19 protein-coding genes and 1 riboswitch are annotated in these 24,758 nt (G+C 29.5%); all 19 genes read right to left on the reverse strand.

The features are described 5' to 3' along the window. Positions 1-102: 102 nt before the first annotated feature. A complete protein-coding gene (locus EG57_RS0212175) occupies positions 103-1,170 on the reverse strand; it encodes a CdaR family transcriptional regulator (protein ID WP_032077486.1) in 1,068 nt (355 codons plus the stop codon). A gap of 163 nt (positions 1,171-1,333) precedes the next feature. Beyond that, entirely contained in the window at positions 1,334-4,684 is a 3,351-nt protein-coding gene (locus EG57_RS0212180) for an ATP-binding protein (RefSeq protein WP_032077487.1), read from the reverse strand. A 266-nt stretch (positions 4,685-4,950) separates the two neighbouring features. Next, positions 4,951-6,204 carry a 4Fe-4S dicluster domain-containing protein gene (locus EG57_RS0212185; protein WP_032077488.1) on the reverse strand — a complete coding sequence of 418 codons (1,254 nt, stop codon included), beginning with the start codon at positions 6,202-6,204 and terminating at the stop codon, positions 4,951-4,953. A 25-nt stretch (positions 6,205-6,229) separates the two neighbouring features. Next, the gene (locus EG57_RS0212190; RefSeq protein WP_032077489.1) at positions 6,230-6,859 is read right to left on the reverse strand and encodes an MtnX-like HAD-IB family phosphatase; all 630 of its coding nucleotides are present in this window, start codon (positions 6,857-6,859) and stop codon (positions 6,230-6,232) included. 210 nt (positions 6,860-7,069) lie between these two features. Next, positions 7,070-7,861 (reverse strand): ECF transporter S component, encoded by a 792-nt coding sequence (locus tag EG57_RS0212195; protein ID WP_032077490.1) that lies wholly within the window; start codon positions 7,859-7,861, stop codon positions 7,070-7,072. A 132-nt stretch (positions 7,862-7,993) separates the two neighbouring features. Next, positions 7,994-8,089: riboswitch (THF riboswitch) on the reverse strand. 128 nt (positions 8,090-8,217) lie between these two features. After that, positions 8,218-10,056 carry a methyl-accepting chemotaxis protein gene (locus EG57_RS0212200; RefSeq protein WP_032077491.1) on the reverse strand — a complete coding sequence of 613 codons (1,839 nt, stop codon included), beginning with the start codon at positions 10,054-10,056 and terminating at the stop codon, positions 8,218-8,220. Between the two features lie 57 nt (positions 10,057-10,113). Then, positions 10,114-10,593: a chemotaxis protein CheW gene (locus tag EG57_RS0212205; RefSeq protein ID WP_032077492.1), complete on the reverse strand. Its 480-nt coding sequence runs from the start codon at positions 10,591-10,593 to the stop codon at positions 10,114-10,116. Between the two features lie 463 nt (positions 10,594-11,056). After that, positions 11,057-11,524 (reverse strand): siroheme decarboxylase subunit beta, encoded by a 468-nt coding sequence (gene ahbB, locus EG57_RS0212210; RefSeq protein WP_032077493.1) that lies wholly within the window; start codon positions 11,522-11,524, stop codon positions 11,057-11,059. A gap of 32 nt (positions 11,525-11,556) precedes the next feature. After that, the gene (locus tag EG57_RS0212215; protein WP_032077494.1) at positions 11,557-12,495 is read right to left on the reverse strand and encodes a hypothetical protein; all 939 of its coding nucleotides are present in this window, start codon (positions 12,493-12,495) and stop codon (positions 11,557-11,559) included. Between the two features lie 225 nt (positions 12,496-12,720). Then, positions 12,721-13,065: a hypothetical protein gene (locus tag EG57_RS0212220; RefSeq protein WP_032077495.1), complete on the reverse strand. Its 345-nt coding sequence runs from the start codon at positions 13,063-13,065 to the stop codon at positions 12,721-12,723. Between the two features lie 306 nt (positions 13,066-13,371). Continuing rightward, entirely contained in the window at positions 13,372-14,766 is a 1,395-nt protein-coding gene (locus EG57_RS0212225) for a GntP family permease (RefSeq protein ID WP_032077496.1), read from the reverse strand. Between the two features lie 48 nt (positions 14,767-14,814). Then, entirely contained in the window at positions 14,815-16,368 is a 1,554-nt protein-coding gene (locus EG57_RS0212230; protein ID WP_032077497.1) for an acyl CoA:acetate/3-ketoacid CoA transferase, read from the reverse strand. A 383-nt stretch (positions 16,369-16,751) separates the two neighbouring features. Beyond that, the gene (locus EG57_RS0212235) at positions 16,752-18,458 is read right to left on the reverse strand and encodes a sigma-54-dependent Fis family transcriptional regulator (RefSeq protein WP_032077498.1); all 1,707 of its coding nucleotides are present in this window, start codon (positions 18,456-18,458) and stop codon (positions 16,752-16,754) included. Between the two features lie 457 nt (positions 18,459-18,915). Further along, a complete protein-coding gene (locus tag EG57_RS0212240) occupies positions 18,916-19,923 on the reverse strand; it encodes an electron transfer flavoprotein subunit alpha/FixB family protein (RefSeq protein ID WP_032077499.1) in 1,008 nt (335 codons plus the stop codon). Between the two features lie 75 nt (positions 19,924-19,998). Beyond that, on the reverse strand, positions 19,999-20,778 hold the full coding sequence (locus EG57_RS0212245; protein WP_029161646.1) for an electron transfer flavoprotein subunit beta/FixA family protein: 780 nt from the start codon (positions 20,776-20,778) through the stop codon (positions 19,999-20,001). A 13-nt stretch (positions 20,779-20,791) separates the two neighbouring features. Then, the gene (locus EG57_RS0212250) at positions 20,792-21,931 is read right to left on the reverse strand and encodes an acyl-CoA dehydrogenase (RefSeq protein WP_032077500.1); all 1,140 of its coding nucleotides are present in this window, start codon (positions 21,929-21,931) and stop codon (positions 20,792-20,794) included. A gap of 73 nt (positions 21,932-22,004) precedes the next feature. Beyond that, complete coding sequence (locus EG57_RS0212255; protein WP_029161644.1) at positions 22,005-22,433, reverse strand: MaoC family dehydratase; 429 nt, start codon at positions 22,431-22,433, stop codon at positions 22,005-22,007. Positions 22,434-22,600: 167 nt separating this feature from the next. Further along, positions 22,601-23,779 (reverse strand): acetyl-CoA C-acetyltransferase, encoded by a 1,179-nt coding sequence (locus EG57_RS0212260; RefSeq protein ID WP_032077501.1) that lies wholly within the window; start codon positions 23,777-23,779, stop codon positions 22,601-22,603. A gap of 66 nt (positions 23,780-23,845) precedes the next feature. Beyond that, on the reverse strand, positions 23,846-24,691 hold the full coding sequence (locus tag EG57_RS0212265; RefSeq protein WP_032077502.1) for a 3-hydroxybutyryl-CoA dehydrogenase: 846 nt from the start codon (positions 24,689-24,691) through the stop codon (positions 23,846-23,848). Positions 24,692-24,758 lie beyond the last annotated feature (67 nt).

A 24,758-nucleotide genomic window follows, 5' to 3' on the forward strand; every position in this document is an offset into this window, starting at 1 on the left:
TATTTCTAAATAACTAAAATGCTCACTCTATGATTGACAGTTTAACTATCTTCCATAAAGTGAGCATATATAACTATAAAATACTTTCATTTGTATTTTAAACTATAACATTGAAACCACATAAGCTGTAAAAAGTTCAAAAAGTTCGATAAAATTTCTAGGATCTTTTCCCGAAACTTCCTTAATTCTTTCCAACCTATAATTTAATGTATTTCTATGTACATGTAAAGCTTGTGCAGTTGTTTGCATTTCTCCATTGTTATACACATAAGCTATAAGAGTGTTTAAAAGGTCTGCTTGATTTCCTTCCGATTTTAATATTTTAACTACTTTTTTCAAATTATAATCCTCTTTAATATTAGCAAGCATAGATATAAAGCATAGATCCTTATATAAATAAATACTTTTATCTTTTTGAAGATGCTTTCCTATGTGCAATGCTTTAAAAGCTTGATTCATAGAAACTGAACTATTGTGACCACTAAGTCCAATACCTACTTTTATGTTTCCATACTGCTCTTTTTCTAAAGATTTTCTTAGAATATTTAAAAACGGTTTTTGCAAACTAATAAATGCTACAATAATATTTGGATTAAGCATAAAACAATATTCACCATTTTGTAACAAAGAGTTAAAGTGATTTTTCAAGCTTTTTAAAGATTTTTCCTCAGAATTTATTACTATTGCTATATCAGGAACAGTTATATCTATTCCTAAAGAAAGCCCTCTTTCTATAAAACCTTGAGAATATTCTTCATTTAAATAAGCAAGCTCATATAAAAATTTCTCTTTTTCTTGTTCCTGTATACTTTGATTTTTTAAAACATATTCTTGATTAATTAAAAGTTCAGCAGTCACCCTCACTAGTTCACTAAAGGGCTTAACTATTTCAGGAACTCCAGTAATACCTATAACTCCTAATAGATTTCCTTGAAAAAAAATTGGAGAGTTCACTCCAGGTTTCATTCCTTGAGAATGATCACAATCAATTTCAACTATTTCTTTTATATTTAAAGCTTGCTTTGCACCTGAATGAAACTGATGGATTCTTTCAACATCTCCACTAGCTATAATTATTCCATTCTCATCAGTAATAATAACATTATAGGGTATTACCTTAATCATCCTATCTACAATTTTTTGTGCTAATTCTTCTGATAACTGAATCATGATTTACCCCTCTTACATGTTTGTTCATTTGCAATATAAAATGTATAATAATTAAAATTGTAACTTAATTTGTATAAATAAACATCAGTCAATAGTTTTATTTTTATCATAAATTTATTGTGCAAATGAACAAAGGCTTTAATTCAGACAAAAGATAATGATCTTACTCATGATATATATCCGAAAATTCTATTTTAGCCTTATCTATAAATCTAGAAAAGTTTTTAGATTTAATATTTTGATCCAATTCTTCATTTTCTTTTACAGTTACTGCTGGTAATTCAACAATAAACTCACTTCCATAACCCAATGTACTTTTGACATATATCCTTCCATTTTGCATTTTAACTAATGATTTTACCAAAGCTAAACCTATTCCACTACCTTCTAGCTTTTTTGATAAAGATGTATCTACCTGTGTAAACCTATCAAAAATGCTATCTAACTTATCTTCTGGAATACCTATACCTGTATCCTTAACTGAAATCTTAATCTTATCTTGCAAATCATAAATATTTACAAATATACTCCCACCTTCTTCTGTAAATTTAATTGCATTTGAGAGTAAATTAAGCATGATTCTTTCAATTTTATCTCCATCAAAAGCCATATATTTTTCTTCAACCTCTGTATCAAAAATTAATTCTATTCCTTGTGCTTGAATATAGCTTGCCGCAGATAAAGTTACTTCTTCTATTACATTTATTATGTTTCCATTAGCAAGTCTTAAAGACAAATATCCTCCCTCTATTTTTGTAGTATCAATTAAATTATTTATTAATCTTAAAAGTCTTAAAGTATTCTGGCTCATAATATTGAGGTATTTGTCTATATCATATTCTGTCGTTAACTTATTTTCATTTATAGATTGAATTAACTGTATAGTACTCCATATAACATTTAATGGCGTTCTTAGCTCATGGGACATATTTGTAAAAAATTCTGTTTTAAGCTGATCATTTTTTATTACTTGAGAAAGTATTTTCTTATTTTCTTCAAAATCCTCATTTAACTCCTCAACCTGCTTTGTAGTGCTTTGTACTTTACCTTGAAGGCTAGTTACCTCTCCTGCTAAATGCTTCAAATCTATAAGAGTTTTTACCCTAGCTAATAGTTCAGATTTTTCAAAAGGCTTTCTTAAATAATCATTAGCTCCATTTTTAAAGGATAGTACTAAGCTTTCTGTACGATTATCCCAAGTTGCAATTAAAATAGGTAAATCAAGTAAGGAATATTTGTCTCTTAATATACTGCATACTTCCCATCCTATCATATCTGGCAGCATCACATCCAAGATCACCATATCTATATTTTTATCATTATAAGCTATATTCAATGCTTCCTTTCCGCTTGTAGCAGTAATAATCGTATATTTTTCATCTGACAAAAAATTAACCATTACTTTTATGTTTACAGCCTCATCGTCTACAATAAGAATTTTACCCTTACTTTTACATTGTTCTAATTTTTTATTATACTTTTCATTGCAATAATAATTTTCTAATTCATCTATGGAATCAGCTTTTTCAATATTCATGGATAGTTTAGATAGATTAAAAGTGAATTCAGATCCCTCTCCTAATATGGATTTTACTTCTAATTCACCACCATGAAGTTGAACTAATTTTTTAGTTACATACAATCCCAATCCAGAACCATTATATTGATTGTTTATTCCATCAGCTTGATTGTAAGGTTGAAAAATTTTATAAATATCACTTTCATCTATTCCTATACCTGTATCTTTAATACTAATAAAAACATATTCACCTTTTTCAATAGCAGAGATTTCTATTTCTCCTTCATTTGTAAATTTTACTGCATTTCCTATTAGATTATATAAAATTTGTTGAATTCTATTTTCATCTCCATAAACATAAGAAACACTTTCTTCAACTCTGTTTAATATTTCAACTGATTTATTGCTCATAAATGACTTAAAAGATTTTGTAACCATATTTATAAGCTGTCTTATATCTACAGGTTTCATTATCAAATTTATATCATTACTTTTTATCTTTGAAAAATCCAATATATCATTTACCAGATTTGATAATCTATTAGCACTATTTTTAATTAAAGTCAATGTTTCTCTTTCATCATTCCCCAAATGCTTTGAATTACAATCTATAAGACTTTTGGAAAGCCCAACAATTCCATCTAGAGGTGCCTTCAATTCATGAGATGTAGTGGCAAAAAAATCATCTTTCATTTTGTCAACTGACTTAAGCTTCTCCGTCATTTCTTCTATCTTTGAAAAAGCCATTGAAAATTTATCAGATGCCACATATGACTGAGCAAAAATAAAAATAAGAATTCCTATTGGAGCATAAGACCCTGTATCAATTATCGAATATTCATATAAAATATCATTTATTCTTGTTCCTAAAAATATAATCATAGATATAATAACAATTACATTATTAGATTTTTTTATAAAATGCCCATAAAGCATTTTACTTACAATATATAGAATCATAAAATCTGATATTATTTCAACAGGTAATATTAAATTAATATAATATACTGGAGGTAATATTAATATAAGGAAAAAATAAGCTATACCTAAAATCTTTGAAAATTTAACTACCTTTTTATTTATAAGTTCACTATAAAAATTACTCATAAACAATATAAGTATTGGTATATATAAAAAGAAAGTCCATAAAAGCAATTTCACATTAATAACATAGTTCATATTAGGAAATACCCAATAAACTAGTCTTTCTCCCACCAATAAAGTTCTTAAACAAATTAAAACACAAACCACAGCAAAATATAAAGGAGCTTTGTCCTTTTTTCTTCTCATAAATAAAATAAAGTTATATGCAGCTGCTGCTAAAGTAATTCCAAATAGAAATAAATCAAATCCTACTTTTTTAGCTCTCTCTTCACTAATCTGAGAGTCACTGCCAAGTAATATACTATCAATTTCTGGCACACCATACTGAAAATTACTACTTTGAAGTACTATTTCAAACTCATTTGTATTATTGTAAAATGAACCTAGTCTTGTAGCAAGTTTTCCATTAGTTTCATTCTTAGTCTTTCCTACTTCTCCACACTGTATAACTACCTTATCATTTACCCAAAGCTTATGAGCTGCTTGAATAAACTGAGTTTTAAAAGCATATAAATTTTCTGAATTATTAACAATTACTTTTAATCTATAGGTTGCATATCCTTGAGAATCTAGTTTTTCATTTCCAAATTTATAATTTTTAAAGCTGCCTGGAATGTCAATTAATCCTGTTTTTACAGTCTTATGTTTTTCTTCAAAATCCCTAGGTGTCAACAATTGTTTATAATAAAATTCCCACTGTCCATCCAGTTTAACTATTCCTTGCTTTTTAAAATTCCAATCTCTTAAATCTAATACACCAGATTTAGCTACAGGCCTTTTATTTAGCTCTTCTTTATTTTTGTTAATAAAAGCCCCTAAAAGAACTAAACTTACAATCAATAACATAATCAAAAAAGTTATCCTATGAATAACTAATTTAAAATTTTTCATAAACTTCTCCCTTTGTTATAAATTTAATTTACATTAAAGATAAAAAATAAGTTTAATGCTATATAAATATATTAACAAAATTTTAGTTTTTTTTCCACATTTCGCTGGTATTTTAGCTCGAATTTTGAAGTTTATTTATATATTGATAAAAAAATTGAAAATATAGATAGAATCTTGTTAATAAAATATATTATAAAAAAAGAGGTTCTCACCTCTAATAATTTATAATTATATTTAATATTAAACTAATGTAAAACTTACAAAAATTACTTTTCACTTAACAATTTATCTAAATACACTGATTTCATTTGTTTACTAGCCATAGCTTTCTTTACAGGTGGAAGTTTTAAAATAGCTGATAAAACTGCAGCCATAGCTCTATGACTTAAAAGAGCTTTATTATCAAAAATAAGCTCTTGAAGCTTACCTTTCTCAATAGCTTGAAGTACAATTCTATGAGTTGTATTAGCTGGAGTTATTATCTGTTTTTCCCTATGTTTAAGATATATACTTTTTTTAGGGCAATTTCTAACACAAATACTACATCCAAGGCATATGTTTTCATCACTTCTAGCTTTTTTCGTTATAGGGTCAATTTTTATAGCATCTATAGGACATGCCTTTGCACATTTACCACATCCAACACAACTTTCCTCTATAAATTGTGGAAGAAATGCAGTAGTCTGAATAGGAGTCAAATATCCAAATTTCTTAATTGCCAGCATACCTTCACAGCAACATCCGCAGCAATTACATAGAAATACTGACCCATTTCTAACATTTTCCCCACATTGAACTAGATTATATTCATATGCCATATTTAATATTTCCAAAGCCTCAACTGAGTCTATGGCCCTACCATATTTATTTTTACTTAAAGTATATGCACTATTTCCAAAAGTTAAGCAAGTCTCCATAGGTGCATAACACTGTTTTCCTAAATGCTTCATCTTATGTCTACAAAAACACATACTTACAGTAATAAATCTAGCTTCTTTAATTATATTACTTGCTCTATCATAATCCATTATCTCCAGTTCATTTTCTCTTGAAAGGACTCCTTCTTGCACAAAAACTTTTCCAAATCTTGTTTCTGTCCCTAAGAATAAATCCTTAATAAAGTCTTCTTCCACATTTAAATACTGAAAATACAACTCTGATAATGTTTTTTGATCTATATCGTACCTAGTTCTCATAAGGGAAAATTCAAAAAATCCAATCATAGGTGGTGGAAGACAATATTCCTTTTTTTCATCATAGTCAATATCCATAAGAATAGCCTTTGAAGCAAGCTTTTGAAGTATATTTTCAGCACTAGCTTCACTCATTTTCCAAATTATACTTGCAGTTTTAACAGTAAAAGGCTTTATAGGTAGCATGGCCACCAATTCTGCTTCTTTTTCCGTAAAAAGCATACTCAGTATTTTGTACAATGTTTTTGAAGGGGGTGCACCTTGTGGAAACCTATTAATCCTTTCTTCCAATCTCTTATAAGCTTCTTTATTTGAAATATGAGACATATTTTCACAACCTTTATACACAATTTTATGATTTTATATATTTTAAAACATCAAAAAAATTATCAAAGTTATGGTAAGGTAATTCTTTATTTTGATAATATTCTTTTAAAAAGGACTTAGCAAAAACTACATCTGCATCTTTAGAAGCGCATATATCTGAATGACCATCTCCAATATAATAAACCTTATATCCTCTGTTTTTTAAATCAGCTACTATTCTTTTTTTACAATTTCCACAAAATCCACATTCTTGAGATGTATTTAAAAAAGATAATTTCCAACCATTATCATATTTTGCACTGTTACATACAACTCTCAAACCTTGAAAACTATATATTTTTAATATTTGGTTTATGTAAACATCATAGCCATCAGAAGCTATTATCATTTCATAGGAATTTTTATTTACCTCTTGCACAAACTCTCTAAATCCTTCATTTATAGGAAATTTTCCAACAAAATTTTTTATGTATTCCTCATCATGTTTGATTAAATCCCACTGCATGCTACCACACTGAGCAGTTCCTATTTTTTTGTTTAACCACAAGTTTCCTATTTCTTCCCAACCTTCATCTGCTAATTGTTTTATTATAGAAAATCCTACATCCTGTACTGTTATAGTTCCATCAAAATCAACTACAAAAGCTTTTTTCAATTAAATTCCTCCTTACATTACTAGCATTTTAACTCCAACTAGTAAGAGAATTATTTCAATTAATACTCTTATCCAATTAAATAGGACCAACATTTTTAATACTACTATATTGTTTAAAATTCCCTCCTCTTATACTATAGAAAATATAAAAAGAAATAACAAGTCAATATGCAATCTAGTTGCTATACTGACAAGTTATTTCTATATATCTTATATTTTTTTAACTACTCTACCTGAAAGAGCACTATAAGAGTACATGAGTATTGATATTGCATATGAACTTACAACAGTGAAAACTAATGCTTCTACCATCCTTGGAATCCATAAGATAACAAATCCTTTAGCTGCAACGGCTGGTGTAAAAATTAGTATAAAATAGGTATTTATAGTAGTTACTATAATTCCCGATATCCCTGTAGCAATAACTAACTTAAAGAAATTATCATAAACATAACTATAACTAATACTGCTACGCTTATTTATAATATTGTTTATTATAAGAAGAACAAATGCTACAGCCCCAATTAATATAAATCCAACTCCAAAATATTGTGATTTTTTACCAAAATGCATAAGCATTTTTCCTAAATAAGAATTTTGCATATTCATAATCACTAAAATATTAAACATTCCTAATAATGTCAATACTGCAAAGAAAGCAATATAATATTTCTTTAAACTTTCTATTGGAATATTTTTTATTTTTCTCCAAATTACAGCTGGTAAATAACCTGCTAAAATATTGGTTAAAGTAAGTACTGGTATATATACTCCCATAGGCATTAAAATATAACCAATTATATCTACTATTCCACCTGCTGCTGCACCATATAGTGGACCAAAAAGTAACCCCGGAAGTACATAAAAAATTGCGGCAAAACTTATTCTCATAGTAAGAGCACCACCAGCAGTAATCATTATAGAAAAGAATCTTAAAACTACAGATATACTGATACACAAAGCTGTCATTACAAGAAATTTTGTATTCATTTTACTTTTCATTTCACTTCTCCTATACAAAATATTAATAAAATGTATACGTTTTATTCCGTAAAATACAACACCTCTTTTCTCTTTAATGTATTAGTCACATTAAAGAGAAAAAAGGTATAAAATACAAAATCCCTTTAATGTAACAGCGGAAGCAATATTGTATCATAAGCTAAGCTGCTTTTCGTTTAGAGACAACCTCCCATTCTCTAACACTTGATGCACAATATTTACTCTGCTACTTCAATTATAAGTATACAAAATTTGGATAAACATGTCTATACATTTTTAAATTTTCTATTTTTTATTTTTAACATATAAATATTATTGTAACTCAATTTTTTGAGGAACAATGAATAAAAATCATACTAATACTTTCCGAACTCATTATCACTTAATGCAATCTTAGATTTTGTAACTGAAGCTTCTTCATATGAACTATTTGTAGCAAGTGATCTACTATTCTTCTTTTCAGCCATTTTCTCAATCATTTTTAATATCTCTGGATTTAATTCCTCTAGATCATTATAATATTTAATATTTTTCTTCAAATTAAACTTAGCAACCATCTCTTTAAGAAGTACAGCTTGACTAGAAAGTTCTTCACTTGCTGCTGCAACCTCTTCAGAAGTAGCTGAATTACTTTGAACAACTTGTGATACCTGCATAATTCCTTGATTAACTTGTCCAATACCTACAGCTTGTTCATTTGATGCAATAGCAATATTGTTTACAAGATTAGCTACCTTTTCAACACCATTTACTATTTCATTAAGAGCATCAGCAGTTTCTCTTGCAATCTTTGTACCACCTTCAACCTTATTTATTGAACCTTCAATCATATCTGTTGTTTCCCTAGCTGCATTTGCTGATCGTGCAGCAAGATTTCTTACTTCTTCTGCTACAACAGCAAATCCCTTCCCTTGCTGACCAGCTCTTGCAGCTTCCACAGCTGCGTTAAGTGCAAGGATATTAGTTTGAAACGCTATTTCGTCAATAACTTTAATAATCTTTGAAATATTACTAGAAGCATCATTTATATCCTCCATAGCTTTAAGCATTTCTTTCATCTGTGCATTGCCTTTCACAGCGTTTGCCTTTGCAAATTCAGACAATTCATTAGCTTGATTAGCATTTTCTGCATTTACTTTTGTCTGTGAAGATATTTCCTCAAGAGAAGCTGTCAATTCCTCAACTGAACTTGCCTGTTCTGTAGCACCTTGTGAAAGAGCTATACTTGAATCTGATACCTGCTTTGAACCTGAAGCCACCTGTTCTGCAGCATTGCTGATATTTGTTAAAACTCCATTGTTGCTTTCAACCATTTCAGATAGCTTCCTTCCAAGCAAATCATTTTCTGATTTAACTGAAACTTCAACAGTTAAATCACCTGAAGCTATTCTTTCGACAGCTAAAGCCTGACCTTGAATGCTTGCTATCATTCTTTTAAAGGATTCTGCAAGACTGCCAAGTTCATCTTTTCTATCTAATTCGATATTTACATTTACATCACCAACTGCAAGTTTGTCAGCAGCCTTAGCTATCATGTTTACCGGTTTACTTATAATTCGAGATATGAAGATTCCAAGTCCAATTGCTATAATTACACCAACAAGAATTATAATAATCATCATTACTGCAGCTAAATTAGCTGTAGATTTATTTGTATCTGCACTCTGCTTTGCAAGATTTATTTTATTTATTAGTAAATTGTCGCCAGCTGTTTGCAAATTATTTGCAATACTGACCCCATCAGTATATAAGCTTGCGATTGCCTGATCTACTTGATTTGCATTTACAAGCGTTATTTCTCTATCCCTATAGGATTTAAAATCATCTAATGCTTTCTTTAAATTATTAAAATTTTCAAGAACTTTTGGATCCTTTATTCCTGCTTGTAAAATAGATAGACTATCCGACATTTTTCTGTCTATGTCACTAAACTTACTAATAAATTTTTGTCTTTGCAAATTATCTTTAGCCAAAACTACATCTCTTAAATTCACACGTTCCATCTGATAATATTCTAATATCATTGCCATATCATCCATAGTTGCTGTATGCCTGTTATACATATCCCCATCAAGTGCCTGGATCTTTTTTATATTTACAACACCAACTACTCCAACCATACCTGCAATAATTGCAACAAGTATAAAACCTATCAAAAGCTTTGTAGCAACCTTTAAATTGTAAAACCATTTCATTTATTAATTTCCCCCTTACATTCATAATTATTACTTATGATTTATGATGTTTTTTTCTTAGTATTGGAGTTCATCTTCTGTAAATAACTTTTCACAATCAAGCAGCAGTTTTACATCATTTTCAACCTTAGCAATTCCCTTTATATATCTACTATTAAAACCGTTATTCATTTGTGGTGGTTCAACAATATTTTCATCACAAATTGCCATAACCTCTGCCACACTGTCTACTATGAGTCCTATATATATGTCATTAATATTTATAATAATTACACAGGTTCTATCATTATACTCTTTCGGTTCCTTTTTAAAGCGAATCCTTATATCCATGACGGGAATTATCTTACCACGTAAATTGATTATACCTTTGACATATTGAGGAAGTTCAGGAATTTCTGTTATCGGTTGAATTCCTATAATTTCTGTAACATGCTTGATTTCTATTCCATACGATTCCTTATCAAGCAAAAATATTAAAAACCTACCTTTTTGAGTATCTTCCTCAATTTCTAATCTTTCTTCAATTACATTCGTCATACTATCATCTCACTTTCTTACAAATAATCTCCCTGCAGTTCTTATTCAAATTTTTCAATCAATTTTTAAATATTTTTTCTAAACCGAATATTCTGACATCATTTGTTTCACAACCTTTCTTACAACAAATTCTTTATATAAAATAAAAAAGAAGCACTGCCATCAGTAATCCATGCGTTTTTCATACTATAACATCATTGAGGCCTTAAATTTATATTTATATAATTATACCTCCATTGTTATAATTTTGTCAATTAAAGGCGAAATATGTTAAAACATGTTTAGATAGTAATTTTTTATGTGCAACTATTATCTTCTTCATATACTACATGAAATAAATCATACAAAAAGGTAAAATTGAAATAATTTACAAAAAAATGCTTAGTGTCTCACCACTAAGCCAGTTTGTCCCTATTGATTTATAAACTTTTTAAAAATTCAAAAATAAATTTAATTCATACCATTATTTAAAATACTTCATACTACTCTTTTTAAGTTCTTCAGTACTATATAAAATTTTGTAGTCAGAAATTTTTATGGCATCAGAAATCTTTTTTATAATATCCTCACACTGTTTTTTATTTTGTCCATGAACCATAGTAAAAATATTATATGGCCATTTGCTACTAATGGGCCTTTCATAACAATGAGTTACTTCTTTAAATGAAGCCATAATTTCTCCAAGCCTTTGGACATTATCTTCTGAAATCATCCATACTACCATTGCATTAGCCTCAAACCCTGCTTCTCTATGATTTAAAATCCCACCGATCCTGCGAAGTACACCATTATTTTGAAAATCCTCTATTTTACCTAACAATTCTTCTTCTGCAATACCTATTTCCTCAGCTATTGACTTATAAGGTCTAGGTGTTAATGGAATATCTTCTTGAAGTTTCCTAATTATAGATTTATCAATAGTACTTAGCACTATCCATACCTCCAATTTTAATTATATAAAATTTACCAACTAGTACCTGATTCCTTTACTTCTTTTATAAGTGAATTACATTTATCTACATCACTTTGACTTTCAAACATTATCTTATTATTAATTAACTTGTAGCTTCCTTGTTTAGATTCCATAAATTCAAGATATTTATCCATCTTTTCTCTTAATACTTTCTTTTTGTTAAGATCCTCTATGTTATTATCATATTTTTCTTTTCTCCAAAAATTAAATTCATTTACTAGATTCTTTTCAAATATAGTATCTTGACCTTTATATTCTAACATCTTCTTATCAGAATTTGCTTTGTTATTATTTAAGTCAGATTCATATTTAACAAACAAATTATTCAATTCACTTAGGCTATTCCTAAATTTTTTAATTCTATCTTCACTTCTTAAAACATCATTAGAAGTTATCTGATTTTTTGAAGTTTTTTGTTTAAATTCACTTTTAAAATTTTTATTAATAGAGTAATTCTTATCTGCATATTCCTTTATAATTGCAATTAAAGAATTCAACTTGCCATAGTCACTTTTTTCTTTACTTTTAAATAGTGCAGTATCATCATTTCTACTATTTTCACACACTGCCATAACATACTTTTCAGCTGCTAATTCTTTTGAGTTTTCTGTTGCAGCATTTGTAAAATTACACAATGAAATAAATAAAAGTACAGAAGAAAAAACAAGCAATGAAGAATTTTTCTTCCCTTTAAAAGCTATTTTTTTTCTTATTAAACATACTATCAAAGCTAATAAATAAACTACAATAACTTTAGTAAAAAAAATCTTAATATTTTCATTATATCCTTCTTTACGCTGTGTAACTGTTGGATATAACATTAAAGTTCCCATTAAAATCAAAGCACCTGATAAAATTTTAGAAATGATTTTTTTTGCCTTTTCCTTTTTAATATACATGTTTTTTTGTTCATTAGTATTTTGTTCCAAATTTTTTCCCCCTTAATTTTTCGTTAATAAAAAAAATCAGTACTTAAATTATATTCTCTGATTTTTAAAATTAACTTGTTAAATTTATCCTAACTGTAAAGTATCGTATTTTTTATTAAAAAATGAATACAATTTACAAGCAATTAATGGATAAATGGGAGAAATTAAAGATTACAACTGTGGATTTGTTAATATATTAACTAAATTTTACAAATCATTTCTCAACTAATTATCATATACATTTAAAAATAATTCTTTTAATTCATTAGACACTATACTATCTTTATTCCCTGATAAAATATTTATCATTGGAAAAATATCTTCATTCAAATTTTGTTTTTGTCCATTTCCACTTAAATAATACTCACAAACTATAGAAATAAGTTTGTCCTCACACCTAATCACTCCTAAATAAAAATTGTTACGATAAAATATAAGGTCATTTCTGGAAATTCTTTGATAAGTTCTAACAGCAATATCAAAAGCTATTAGAAATTCGTTATAGGTACATTTACTATATAATTTATCTAATAATTTTTCACATTTATTATATTCTCGTTTATATAACATGGATTTTTCCTCCTAAAACTTACTATTCGATTTGATTTTAATTATAGTACCTTTTATTCAATTTTTAAAAATGCCTTAGTTCTTAAATAGATTATATTCTCTATTAAACCTAATTTAATCTCTATTTTATAGCCTTTTTCTAGTTTTTACTAAAAAAGCCTAAATATAAATTTAAATCACTAAAAAGTTTTGCTGCAACAAAAAATTGGAAAAGTATCGCAATCTTTTTATTTAAATCGCGATACTTTCCCAATTAATTATATATTACTTTTCAATTCAAATGGAATTTAATTATTTAATCATTAACTAAATAAAATGGAAGATACTCTGCATGAATATCAAAAAGAAACAGGTTCCAGCTTTAAGTAAAGTAATGACAAAAATGTCTTTATAAGATTGTTTATGAGTTAAACCAGCAATACCTAAAAGTGTAATAACTGCTCCATTATGAGGTAATGTATCCATACCACCAGAAGCCATAGCAGCTACACGGTGTAATAATTCAGGACTTATTCCAGAAGTCTTAGCCCACTCTAAGTAATGTTTACCAAACATATCTAATACAATACTCATACCTCCTGATGCAGAACCAGTTGTTCCTGCTAAAACATTTACACTAACTGCTTCAGATAAAAGTGGACTACCATGAGGATTAATATTTATTAAAGCATGTGCTATAGATTTAAATCCTGGAAGTGTTTTTATAACGTTTCCAAAGCCAACCTCTGAAGAAGTATTCATAACAGCTAATAGAGATCCTATTGCACCTGCATTAATAGCCTTTGCTACATTTCCCTTTATACGTACTGGGTTAATTACAAACGCAAGGATAGTACCAAAAATAAGTGCAATTATAAGTGCCCAGTTATTCATTGTACCTACGACTCCATCTTTTGCCATGCCATAAGGTTTTTGTGTTACCCAAGAAGTTATATCCCAATGTGGAAAAATAACTTTTTGTAAAATTAAAGTTACAACAAGTACTGAAATTAATGGTAGCGCTGATAAAAATGGATTTGGCAAGCTAGTCTCTTCAACAAGTACAGGTTCATTAGTATGACCTTCACCATATCCTTCTCCTGCTGCTTGGGCTTTTCGCTTACGGAACTCCAAATAAGCTATACCAACAACTAAAATAATTATAGTTCCTAGGCTTCCAAAGACTGGAGCCGCATAAAGGTCTGTATTAAAAAATTTCATTGGTATTGAGTTTTGAATTTGAGGTGTTCCTGGAAGAGCATCCATAGTAAATGAGAAAGCTCCCAAAGCAATAGTTGCTGGAACAAGTCTCTTTGGTATATCTGCTTCTTTAAAAATAGAAGCTGCAAATGGATATACTGCAAAGGCAACAACGAAAAGACTTACACCTCCATAGGTTAGGATTGCTGCTGATAGTACAACTGATAATATAGCATTTTTCTTTCCTAACTTTTCAACAATTGCCTTAGCAATAGATTTTGCTGCACCAGATTCCTCCATTGCTTTACCAAATACAGCTCCTAATAAGAAAAACGGAAAATATACCTTTGCATAATTGGCCAAGTTCGGCAAGAATATTTCTGTATATGTTGGCAAAAGTGCCATTCCAGAAAATAAAGCAGCTAATAATGCAAAAATAGGAGCAAAGAATATAACCGAAAACCCTTTATATGCCATGAACATTAATAATCCTAAGCTTAAGAAAATACCTAAAACTGCCATAAATAAAAAACCTCCATTAATTTATTTTTCTTATTAAATGATAATTTCTTAACTAATTTTCATTCCAATAAGTTCATCTTTAAAAATGTTTTCATCCATAAGTTTTAATCTTTGAGACATTATTGGTTTAAAATCCATATGATCTAGTATATCTTTTTCCAAATCTATTCCTGGAGCAATTTCTTCTAATACTAAGCCTTCCTTAGTTAATTTAAATACTGCTCTTTCAGTAATATACAAAACATTTTGTCCTACGTTTGATGCATATTCACCACTAAATGTAATTTGCTCTACAACATTCAAAAACTTATTAAACTTTCCATCCTTTTCTATTGTTAAATTACCATCTCCAACTTTAACTTTTAAACCACCAGCCGTAAAGGTTCCACAATATACAACCTTTTTAGCATTCTGAGTAATGTTAATAAAACCTCCACAACCTGCAATTTTAGGTCCAAACTTACTAACGTTTACATTGCCAGTTTTATCACATTGAGCTAGTCCTAAGAAAGCTACATCTAATCCACCACCATCATAAAAATCAAATTGAACTGCTTGATCCAATATACTCTCAGGATTTGTTGATGCACCAAAGCTTAATCCACCTGCAGGTACTCCACCTATTCCTCCAGCTTCTACAGTTAAAGTCATTTCATGACCAATTCCTTCTTCATTTGCAACTATAGCAACTCCTTCTGGTACTCCAATTCCTAAATTAGTAACTGAATTAGGTACAAGTTCCATAGCAGCTCTTCTTGCTATTACTTTCCTTTCATCAAGAGGTAATGAATCAATTGAGTCTACTGGTAATTTAACTTCTCCAGAGTAAGATGGATTATAAAATTCTCCAAAAGTCTGCATATGATTTTGAGGCTCTGCCACAACTATAGCATCAACATATACACCTGGAATTTTAACTTTTCTTGGATCTAGAGTACCTTTTGCAACAACTTTTTCAACTTGTAAAATTACTATTCCACCTGAATTCTTTGCTGCTTGAGCCATAGATGTTCCATCAAGTATTGCAGCTTCTTTTTCTAAAGTTGCATTTCCATTTTCATCTGCATAAGTAGCCCTTAAAATTACTACATCTATAGGAAAAGCTTCGTATAGTAGATATTCTTTATCTTCTATATTGACAACCTTTACAATATCCTCAGTAGTAGCTTTATTAAGCTTACCACCTTCAATTCTTGGATCTACAAAAGTTTTTAATCCAACATGAGTAAGTGTACCTGGTTTTCCAGCTGCAATATCCCTATATAAATGCGATATAACTCCTTGAGGCAAGTTATATGCTTTAACTTTGTTATCTAATGCTAACTTTTGAAGTTTTGGTGCTAACCCCCAATGTCCTCCTATTACTTTGCTTACCAATCCTTCATGTCCAAAATGATTTAATCCTTTATCTTGACTATCTCCTTGACCTGCCGCATAAACTAATGTCAAATTTTTAGGAGTTTGTCTTTCTAAATATCTTTTTTCTATTTCCAATGTAATTTCTTCTGGATGACCACATCCTATAAAACCTCCTATGGCAACAGTGTCTCCTTCTTTTATCAAATCAATTGCCTGTTCTTTTGAAACAATCTTTGACTTCATATTTTATCTCCTTTCATACAATCTTTATTTTATATTGTTATATAAAGCAACAATCATGCCAAATCCAAGCAATTTTGATTTATTTTTAATTTTTGAAAACCTTTAAATATCAACTACTTCACGAGTACTTATAGTTGAATTTAAATATGAAAAAAAATCAAATCATATTCAGTGTATATTTAATGTACACATATACGTTTTACTTACTCTAATTGTGGAATTATCTGAATCTTTTTTATGTATATATTTTTTACATGTTCATTTTTTTTACATTATTCTTCAAAAAATTCATTACTATTTTACATTTTTATAAAAATAAAACTTCTACGTACTCTTACATAGAAGTTTATTACAAATTTGAAAGTATGATTTTGTTGATTTAACTAACTTTCCAATTTATATTCTTGCAGCTTTTTATATAATCCAGCTCTACTTATACCAAGTAATTGGGCCGTTTTATTTTTATTCCAATTATTTTTTTCTAAACATTCAGTTATAATTTCCTTTTCCACTTCTTCAACTATATCTTTCAAATATTTTCCATCACTAATATAGCGTTTAAACTTGCATTTTGTCAATTTTTCTGGAAGATGCTCCAATTTTATTATTAAATCTGAGTCCAATAAATTTATTGCTCTTTCAACAACATTTTCAAGTTCTCTAATATTTCCTGGCCAATCATAATTGACTAAACATTGTAGAGCTTCTTTTGATATTCCTTCTACATATATTCCAAACTTTTTAGCAATTTTAATTCTTAAAGAATTTGCCAATATAGGAATATCTTCTTTTCTCTCTCTTAGTGGTGGCAAAACAACTCTCATAACATTAAGTCTGTAATACAAATCTTCCCTAAATTTTCCTTCTTTAACTTTTTCTTCAAGATCTTTATTGGTAGCAGCAATAATTCTAACATCAATTTCCTTTAGAACATTACCTCCTACTCTTTCAATTTCTCTTTCTTGTATTGTTCTCAAAATCTTAACCTGCATATTCATAGGCATATCACCTATTTCGTCCAAAAATATAGTTCCTCCATTAGCTAACTCAAACTTCCCTATTTTTCCACCTTTTTTAGCTCCAGTAAAAGCACCTTCTTCATAACCAAATAGCTCACCCTCTAGCAAATCTGAAGGAATAGCAGCACAATTAACTTTAACAAATGGACCTAACCATCTTTTACTTGTATTATGAATTGCATGAGCAAACAATTCTTTTCCAGTACCACTTTCGCCTGTTATTAAAACATTTGAGCTTGTATTTCCTACTCTTTTTGTTAAGGCTTTTAACTTATTAATTTTATCAGATTCTCCTATAATATTTTTAATAGAATACTTTGCTTTTCTCTCTTTTCCTAGTTGATTTTTATAAAATTCTACCTCTTTTTCTAAACTATTTAGTTTCTTACTCAATGTATAAAAATCACCAATATCTTTAAATATTACTTTTCCTACTGCTCCAATAACTTTACCATCCTTTTTCAATGGCACACGCATTGCAACCATTTTATTTCCATTTATTTCTTGTACATCACCTATTTCTAAATTCCCAGTTTGTATTACTTTATACATTCTTGTATTTTCTATTACATCTTCTACGAATTTTCCTTCAGAATTACTACAACCTAGAAACTCTTTATATGATTCACTCATCATTGTAATAATACCATTTCCATCTATCACAACTATACATTCATTAAGAGTTTCAAGTATTGTATCTAAAATGTCTATATATACCCTATCCTCAGTTAACTCCTTCTGCATCTTTTTATGATCAGTTACATCTCTAAAAATAGCTATTACACCTTCAACTTTTTCATCTATAATTACTGGAATCCTATTTGTTATAAATTCTCTTCCACTTGCTAGAAATTTTTGTGATAATTCAATTTTTCCCATTTGTAAAATTCTAATGAGATTCGTTTCAGGTATAACCTCTTCCACATGTTTCCCAATATCTTTCTCAGCATTAATTCCAAGAGAACATTCTGCCATTTTATTAATAACAATTAAAAGGCCATTATTATCAATTGCTATTACAGCTTCATCTATATTTTCAATTACTGCTTCAAAGCATTTTTGTAAAAACATAAATTTTCCTCCTAAATTAAATTATAGATTAAAATAACCACCTAAACAGAAATATATCATGCCATTTTATATTAAATGATTCATTTACTAAAACATCTGCTAAGTGGTTATTTTTATAGATTATCTACTAATAATAACTTTCCTATATTAAATTATATATAAATATTTGTATAATAACAAATAATTTTATCTTAAGCTATTATATCATCATTACAATTTCAATGTAAACAATAACATTATTTTGTCACTTTAGAAAAATATTATATAAAATAAAAATTTGTAGTATCTAATTTGGTAAAAAACTCAATTTTATTAACAAGTAATTTTAATCATTCATAAAAAAAACATAATAATACTATAAATAAAAATTTTATAATATTACTATGTTTTTATTATTTATATTAACATTGAAAAAAGGGAATTTTTTAATGTATTTTATATCATTTATTAATTATCGTTAATTGTTATTCATTGTTTTAATTTGATCTATAAGCTCAGGTATTATCTTTTTATAATCTCCTACCAATCCAAGATCAGCTACTTTCATAATTGCTGCATCTGCATCTCTATTTATGGCTATAATATAATCACTATCCTGCATTCCAGCTAAATGTTGTATTGCTCCTGATATACCACATGCTATATAAAGATTTGGTCTTACTGTTTTTCCAGTTTGTCCAACTTGATATGCTTTATCCAACCATCCATTTTCTATAGATGCTCTTGATCCTGCTACTGTTCCATCTAAAACACTTGCAAGTTCTTTTAACATTTCAAAACCTTCTTTGCTTCCTATTCCTCTTCCACCTGAAACTATTACTTTAGCTTCTCCAATATCTACTATATCTTTAGCCGATTTAATAACTTCTATTACTTTTGTTCTAATATCATCTTCCACTATATCTGCACTAATTTTCTCAATTTTGCCAACTCTTGACACATCTTTTTGTAATTTTTCAAATACTCCTGGTCTTACTGTTGACATTTGTGGTCTATTGGCTGCACATTCTATTGTTGCCATTAAGTTTCCGCCAAATGCTGGTCTTGTCATTTGAAGATGTCTTGTTTCTGAATCTATATCAAGTCCTGTACAATCTGCTGTAAGTCCTGTTGATAATCTTGCAGCTATTCTTGGTCCTAAATCTCTTCCTATAAATGTAGCTCCAACCAATAGTGCTTCTGGTTTTAATTTTTTTACCAAATCGTATATAACTTTAGTATATCCATCTGTTGTAAAGTGTTTCAAAAGCTTACTATCTGCATATAAAACTGTATCTGCTCCATAAGCTACTAATTCCTTAGCTATATCATCTATATCACTTCCAAGTAAAATTGCAGTTAATTCTACTCCTAATTTATCAGCTAGTTCTCTACCTTTTCCTAATAATTCTAATGACACTTTTTGAAGTTTTCCATCTCTTTGTTCAGCAAATACCCATACACCTTTATAATCTGCTATATTCATTGTAATTACCTCCTAAATTCTTTATACGGGACTTCTAGCAATTTACTATACATAAAATCAAAATTGGACACCTGCTTAAATATAGTGTTTCATTTTTAACTTTGAAACTGCATGTGCTGCTGCTTCTTTTGGTTGTAAAATTACTATTTCGCCTTGTCCTTTTGGCTCTTTTGTTGACGATCTTTTAACTTTTGTTGGTGATCCAGCCAATCCAAGAAGATTTTTATCTACATCTATATCATTTGCACTCCATATTTTTATTTCTTTCTTAACCGCTTCAAATATATTTGCCATATGCATATATCTAGGACTATTTAACTCTTTTATAGCTGTTAGAAGTACTGGCGTTTTAACACTTACTACTTCATAACCATCTTCCCATGCTCTTTGCACTTTCAAAGAATCTTCTTCTACACTTACTTTTTCTACATAAGTAATTTGTGGAATTCCTAAGTGTTCAGCTATTTCTGGTCCTACTTGGGCTGTATCTCCGTCTATAGCTTGTCTTCCTGCAAATATTATGTCATAATCTAACTTTCTTAATGTTCCAGCTAATGCATTTGATGTAGCTAATGTATCCGCTCCTGCAAACGCTCTATCCGAAATAAGTATTGCTTCATCAGCTCCCATTGCTATAGCTTCTCTTAATGCTGCTTCTGCTTGTGGTGGTCCCATACTTATTACAGTAACTTTTGCACCTACATTTTCTTTCAATACCAAAGCTTCTTCTAATGCATTTTTGTCATCTGGATTTATTATTGATGGAACACCTTCTCTTACAAGAGTTCCTGTTTTCGGATCTATCTTAACTTCTGTTGTATCTGGAACCTGTTTTAAACAAACTACTATATTCATTTCTATACCACTCCTATCTTAATAAACTACCAGCTATGACCATTTTTTGAACTTCTGAAGTTCCTTCATATATTTCAGTTATTTTAGCATCTCTCATCATTCTTTCAACTGGATAATCCTTTGTATAACCATATCCTCCTAAGATTTGAACTGCTTTTGTTGTTACATACATAGCAGTTTCAGCTGCATAAAGTTTCGCTTCTGCTGCATCTATGCTATATGGCATATCAGATTGTTTTTTCCATGCAGCCTTAAATACAAGATAATGAGCAGCTTCTACTCTAACTTTCATATCAGCAATATACCATTGTAATCCTTGAAATGCAGAAATAGGTTTCCCAAATTGCTTTCTTTCTTTCATGTAAGCTACTGCAGCATCTAAAGCTCCTTCAGCTATACCTAAAGCTTGAGCTGCGATACCAATTCTTCCTCCATCTAGAGTTTTCATTGCTATTCCAAATCCTTTTCCTTCTTTTCCAAGTAAATTTTCCTTAGGTACTTTAACATCTTCAAATATAAGTTCTGTAGTTGAAGATGCTCTTATACCCAACTTATCTTCTACTTTACCTATTGAAAAACCAGGCATTCCTTTTTCAATTACAAATGCTGATATACCTTTAGTTCCTTTACTTCTATCAGTCATTGCAAATACTACAAAAGTTTCAGCAACTCCTCCATTAGTTATAAATATTTTTGAACCATTCAATATATAGTGATCTCCTTTAAGTACAGCTGTACTTTGTTGTCCTGCAGCATCTGTTCCTGCATTTGGCTCAGTTAATCCAAATGCACCTATTTTCTTTCCACTTAATAAGTCTGGCAAAAATTTCTTTTTTTGATCTTCTGTTCCAAATGCATATATTGGCCAACAGCAAAGAGATGTGTGACCTGATAAAATAACAGACGATGTAGCACAAGCTTTTGCTAATTCTTCTACTGCTATTATATAACTTATATAATCAGTACCTGATCCACCATATTCCTTTGAGAATGGCATACCCATCACACCGTATTTTGACATTTTTTCAACTGTTTCCATTGGGTATCTTTCTGTCTCATCAATTTCTGTAGCTATTGGTTCAACTTCATTTTTTACAAATTCACTGATCATCTGTTTTACTAATTGCTGTTCTTTTGTTAGTCCAAATTCCATAATTGATCCTCCTTTTATTTAAGTAAAAATTTAATAAGATTTTTTTATTAATAACTTTATATAATTAAAATTACTATGCTACTTTCTTTTTAGGTGGCATAACTAATGCTTCTCCATCAATAACTACTTTGCCATCTTGATTTGTGCACACAGTTTTTAATTTAACTCTATTCTTTTCCACATTCATTTCTATAACTTCTACTTCTGCCCTTATTGTATCTCCAATATGAACTGGTGCTGTAAATTTAACCTGTTGACCCATGTATATAGTGCCTGGTCCTGGAAGATACATTCCTAAACAAGTTGAAATAAGCCCTGTTACTAATATTCCATGTGCTATTCTTCCCTTAAACATTGTTTGTTCTGAAGCAACTTGATTTATATGAGCTGGATTCAAATCTCCAGTAATTCCAGCAAAAAGGTATACATCTGTTTCAGATATAGTTTTTTCAACAAAAACTTTATCTCCTAATTTTATTTCATCAATACTTAAACCTTGCATAATATTTTCCTCCTCTGTAGTATATTTTTTTAACAAAGTCTATACATTAAAGTTTTAATGTTGTAATTTGTTAAAGGGTTATTGGTCCACAGCTTTTAAGAGTCCACAGCCTTGTAACCCTTTAAATATATAGCTAAATTATAATTTTTTATAAATTACAATTTATTCTATCTTTCAATAATGATTGCTGTTCCTTGACCTCCACCTATACATAAGGTTGCAAGACCCTTATTAGAATCTCTTTTTATCATTTCATGTATAAGTGTAACTAATATTCTAGCTCCTGAGGCTCCTATCGGATGTCCCATAGCTATAGCTCCACCATTTACATTTACTTTATTCATATCAAATTGTAAGTCCTTAGCCACTGCTAAACATTGAGAAGCAAAAGCTTCATTTGCTTCCACTAAATCTAAATCATTTACTGATAAATCTGCTCTTTCTAAAGCTTCTTTAGTTGACGCTACTGGACCATATCCCATAATTGATGGATCTATTCCCTTACTGCCAAAAGAAACAATTTTAGCTAATGGCTTTATTTCTAATTCTTTTGCTCTTTCAGCACTCATTATAACAAACGCTGCTGCCCCATCATTTATACCTGAAGCATTACCTGCAGTTACTGTTCCATCTTTCTTAAATGCTGGTTTTAGTTTATTTAACCCTTCAATGGTTGCTCCAAACCTTGGGAACTCATCAGTATCAAATACTTTAGGTTCTCCTCTTTTTTGAGGTATGGATACTGGCACTATTTCATCCTTAAATCTTCCTTCTTTAATAGCTTTTTCTGACTTTAATTGAGATTGCAGCGCGAATTCATCCTGCATTTTTCTAGTTATTCCCCATTTTTCTGCTACATTTTCTGCTGTTATTCCCATATGATATCCATTAAAAGCATCCCAAAGTCCATCTGTAATCATTTCATCAACTAATTTTCCATCGCCCATTCTTTGGCCCCATCTTGCATTGTTTAATAAATATGGAGCTCTAGACATATTTTCCATTCCACCAGCAATTACGATATCATTATAACCTGATATTACCATCTGAAATGCTAAACTAACTGCTCTTAATCCTGAACCACAAACCTTATTTATGCTAAACGATGGTACTTCTACTGGTATACCTGATTTTACTGAGGCTTGTCTTGCAGGATTTTGTCCAATCCCTGCTTGAAGTACATTTCCCATAACTACTTCATCGACCATTTCTGGTTTTATACCTGCTCTATTTATTGCTTCTTTAATTACTATAGCTCCTAAATCAACTGCTGAGATATCTTTTAAACTTCCACCAAAAGAACCTATAGCTGTTCTAACTGCGCTTGCTATAACTACTTCTCTCATTATTAAACCTCCAATTAATTTTCAATTAGTACTTATAATATTAAAATTCAAGAAATTTTCAATAACTTATTTATTATAATTGTAGAATCCAATACCGCTTTTTCTTCCCAAATATCCAGCTCTGACCATTTTTCTTAGTAAAGGATGAGGTCTATATTTTGAATCGCCAAACTCTGAGTATAATACTTCCATAATAGCTAAACAAACATCATTACCTATCAAATCAGCTAAGGCTAGAGGTCCTATTGGATGATTTGCTCCCAATTTCATTGCTAAATCAATATCTTCAGCAGTTGCAACGTTATCTGCTAAAATTCCTATTGCCTCATTTATCATTGGTATAAGTATTCTATTAACAACAAAACCTGGAGCTTCTTCAACTTGTACAGCATCTTTTTTTAGGTTTTTAGCTATTTCAATTATAGTATTATTAGTTTCTTCAGAAGTAGCAATTCCTTTTATGACTTCCACCAATTTCATTACTGGAACTGGATTGAAAAAATGCATTCCTATAACTTTATCTGGTCTCTTTGTAGCACTTCCTACATCCGTTATTGACAAAGATGATGTATTTGTTGCAAGTATAGTCTCTGACTTACATATTGCATCTAACTCAGCAAATATTTTTTTCTTAATTTCCATATTTTCAATAGCTGCTTCTACAACCAAATCTGCTTCCTTTGCCAAATTCATATCTGTTGTAGGTTTTATTCTACCAAGAATCTGACTTTTTTCCTCTTCTGAAAGCTTTCCTTTTTGAACACTTTTTTCCAAATTCTTGGTGATTGTTTCAACACCTCTTTGAACAAATCTTTCTTCAATATCTCTCATTATTACTTCATATCCTGATTGAGCAAAGGTCTGAACAATTCCTGATCCCATTGTTCCTGCGCCTAAAACAAATACTTTCATATTGATACCTCCATGTATACCTTTTAAATAATATTAAACTCATTACCTATATAGTTAACGTTTTTTA

This window comes from Clostridium drakei (genome assembly GCF_000633595.2).
GTDB classification, from domain to species: domain Bacteria; phylum Bacillota; class Clostridia; order Clostridiales; family Clostridiaceae; genus Clostridium_AM; species Clostridium_AM drakei.

Bases quoted from the DNA above. Each gene is read 5' to 3' on its own strand.
- EG57_RS0212175 (WP_032077486.1), bottom strand. From the start codon at position 1,170: ATGATTCAGTTATCAGAAGAATTAGCACAAAAAATTGTAGATAGGATG.
- EG57_RS0212180 (WP_032077487.1), bottom strand. From the start codon at position 4,684: ATGAAAAATTTTAAATTAGTTATTCATAGGATAACTTTTTTGATTATG.
- EG57_RS0212185 (WP_032077488.1), bottom strand. From the start codon at position 6,204: ATGTCTCATATTTCAAATAAAGAAGCTTATAAGAGATTGGAAGAAAGG.
- EG57_RS0212195 (WP_032077490.1), bottom strand. From the start codon at position 7,861: ATGAAAAGTAAAATGAATACAAAATTTCTTGTAATGACAGCTTTGTGT.
- EG57_RS0212200 (WP_032077491.1), bottom strand. From the start codon at position 10,056: ATGAAATGGTTTTACAATTTAAAGGTTGCTACAAAGCTTTTGATAGGT.
- EG57_RS0212205 (WP_032077492.1), bottom strand. From the start codon at position 10,593: ATGACGAATGTAATTGAAGAAAGATTAGAAATTGAGGAAGATACTCAA.
- EG57_RS0212220 (WP_032077495.1), bottom strand. From the start codon at position 13,065: ATGTTATATAAACGAGAATATAATAAATGTGAAAAATTATTAGATAAA.
- EG57_RS0212225 (WP_032077496.1), bottom strand. From the start codon at position 14,766: ATGGCAGTTTTAGGTATTTTCTTAAGCTTAGGATTATTAATGTTCATG.
- EG57_RS0212230 (WP_032077497.1), bottom strand. From the start codon at position 16,368: ATGAAGTCAAAGATTGTTTCAAAAGAACAGGCAATTGATTTGATAAAA.
- EG57_RS0212235 (WP_032077498.1), bottom strand. From the start codon at position 18,458: ATGTTTTTACAAAAATGCTTTGAAGCAGTAATTGAAAATATAGATGAA.
- EG57_RS0212240 (WP_032077499.1), bottom strand. From the start codon at position 19,923: ATGAATATAGCAGATTATAAAGGTGTATGGGTATTTGCTGAACAAAGA.
- EG57_RS0212245 (WP_029161646.1), bottom strand. From the start codon at position 20,778: ATGAATATAGTAGTTTGTTTAAAACAGGTTCCAGATACAACAGAAGTT.
- EG57_RS0212250 (WP_032077500.1), bottom strand. From the start codon at position 21,931: ATGGAATTTGGACTAACAAAAGAACAGCAATTAGTAAAACAGATGATC.
- EG57_RS0212255 (WP_029161644.1), bottom strand. From the start codon at position 22,433: ATGCAAGGTTTAAGTATTGATGAAATAAAATTAGGAGATAAAGTTTTT.
- EG57_RS0212260 (WP_032077501.1), bottom strand. From the start codon at position 23,779: ATGAGAGAAGTAGTTATAGCAAGCGCAGTTAGAACAGCTATAGGTTCT.
- EG57_RS0212265 (WP_032077502.1), bottom strand. From the start codon at position 24,691: ATGAAAGTATTTGTTTTAGGCGCAGGAACAATGGGATCAGGAATTGTT.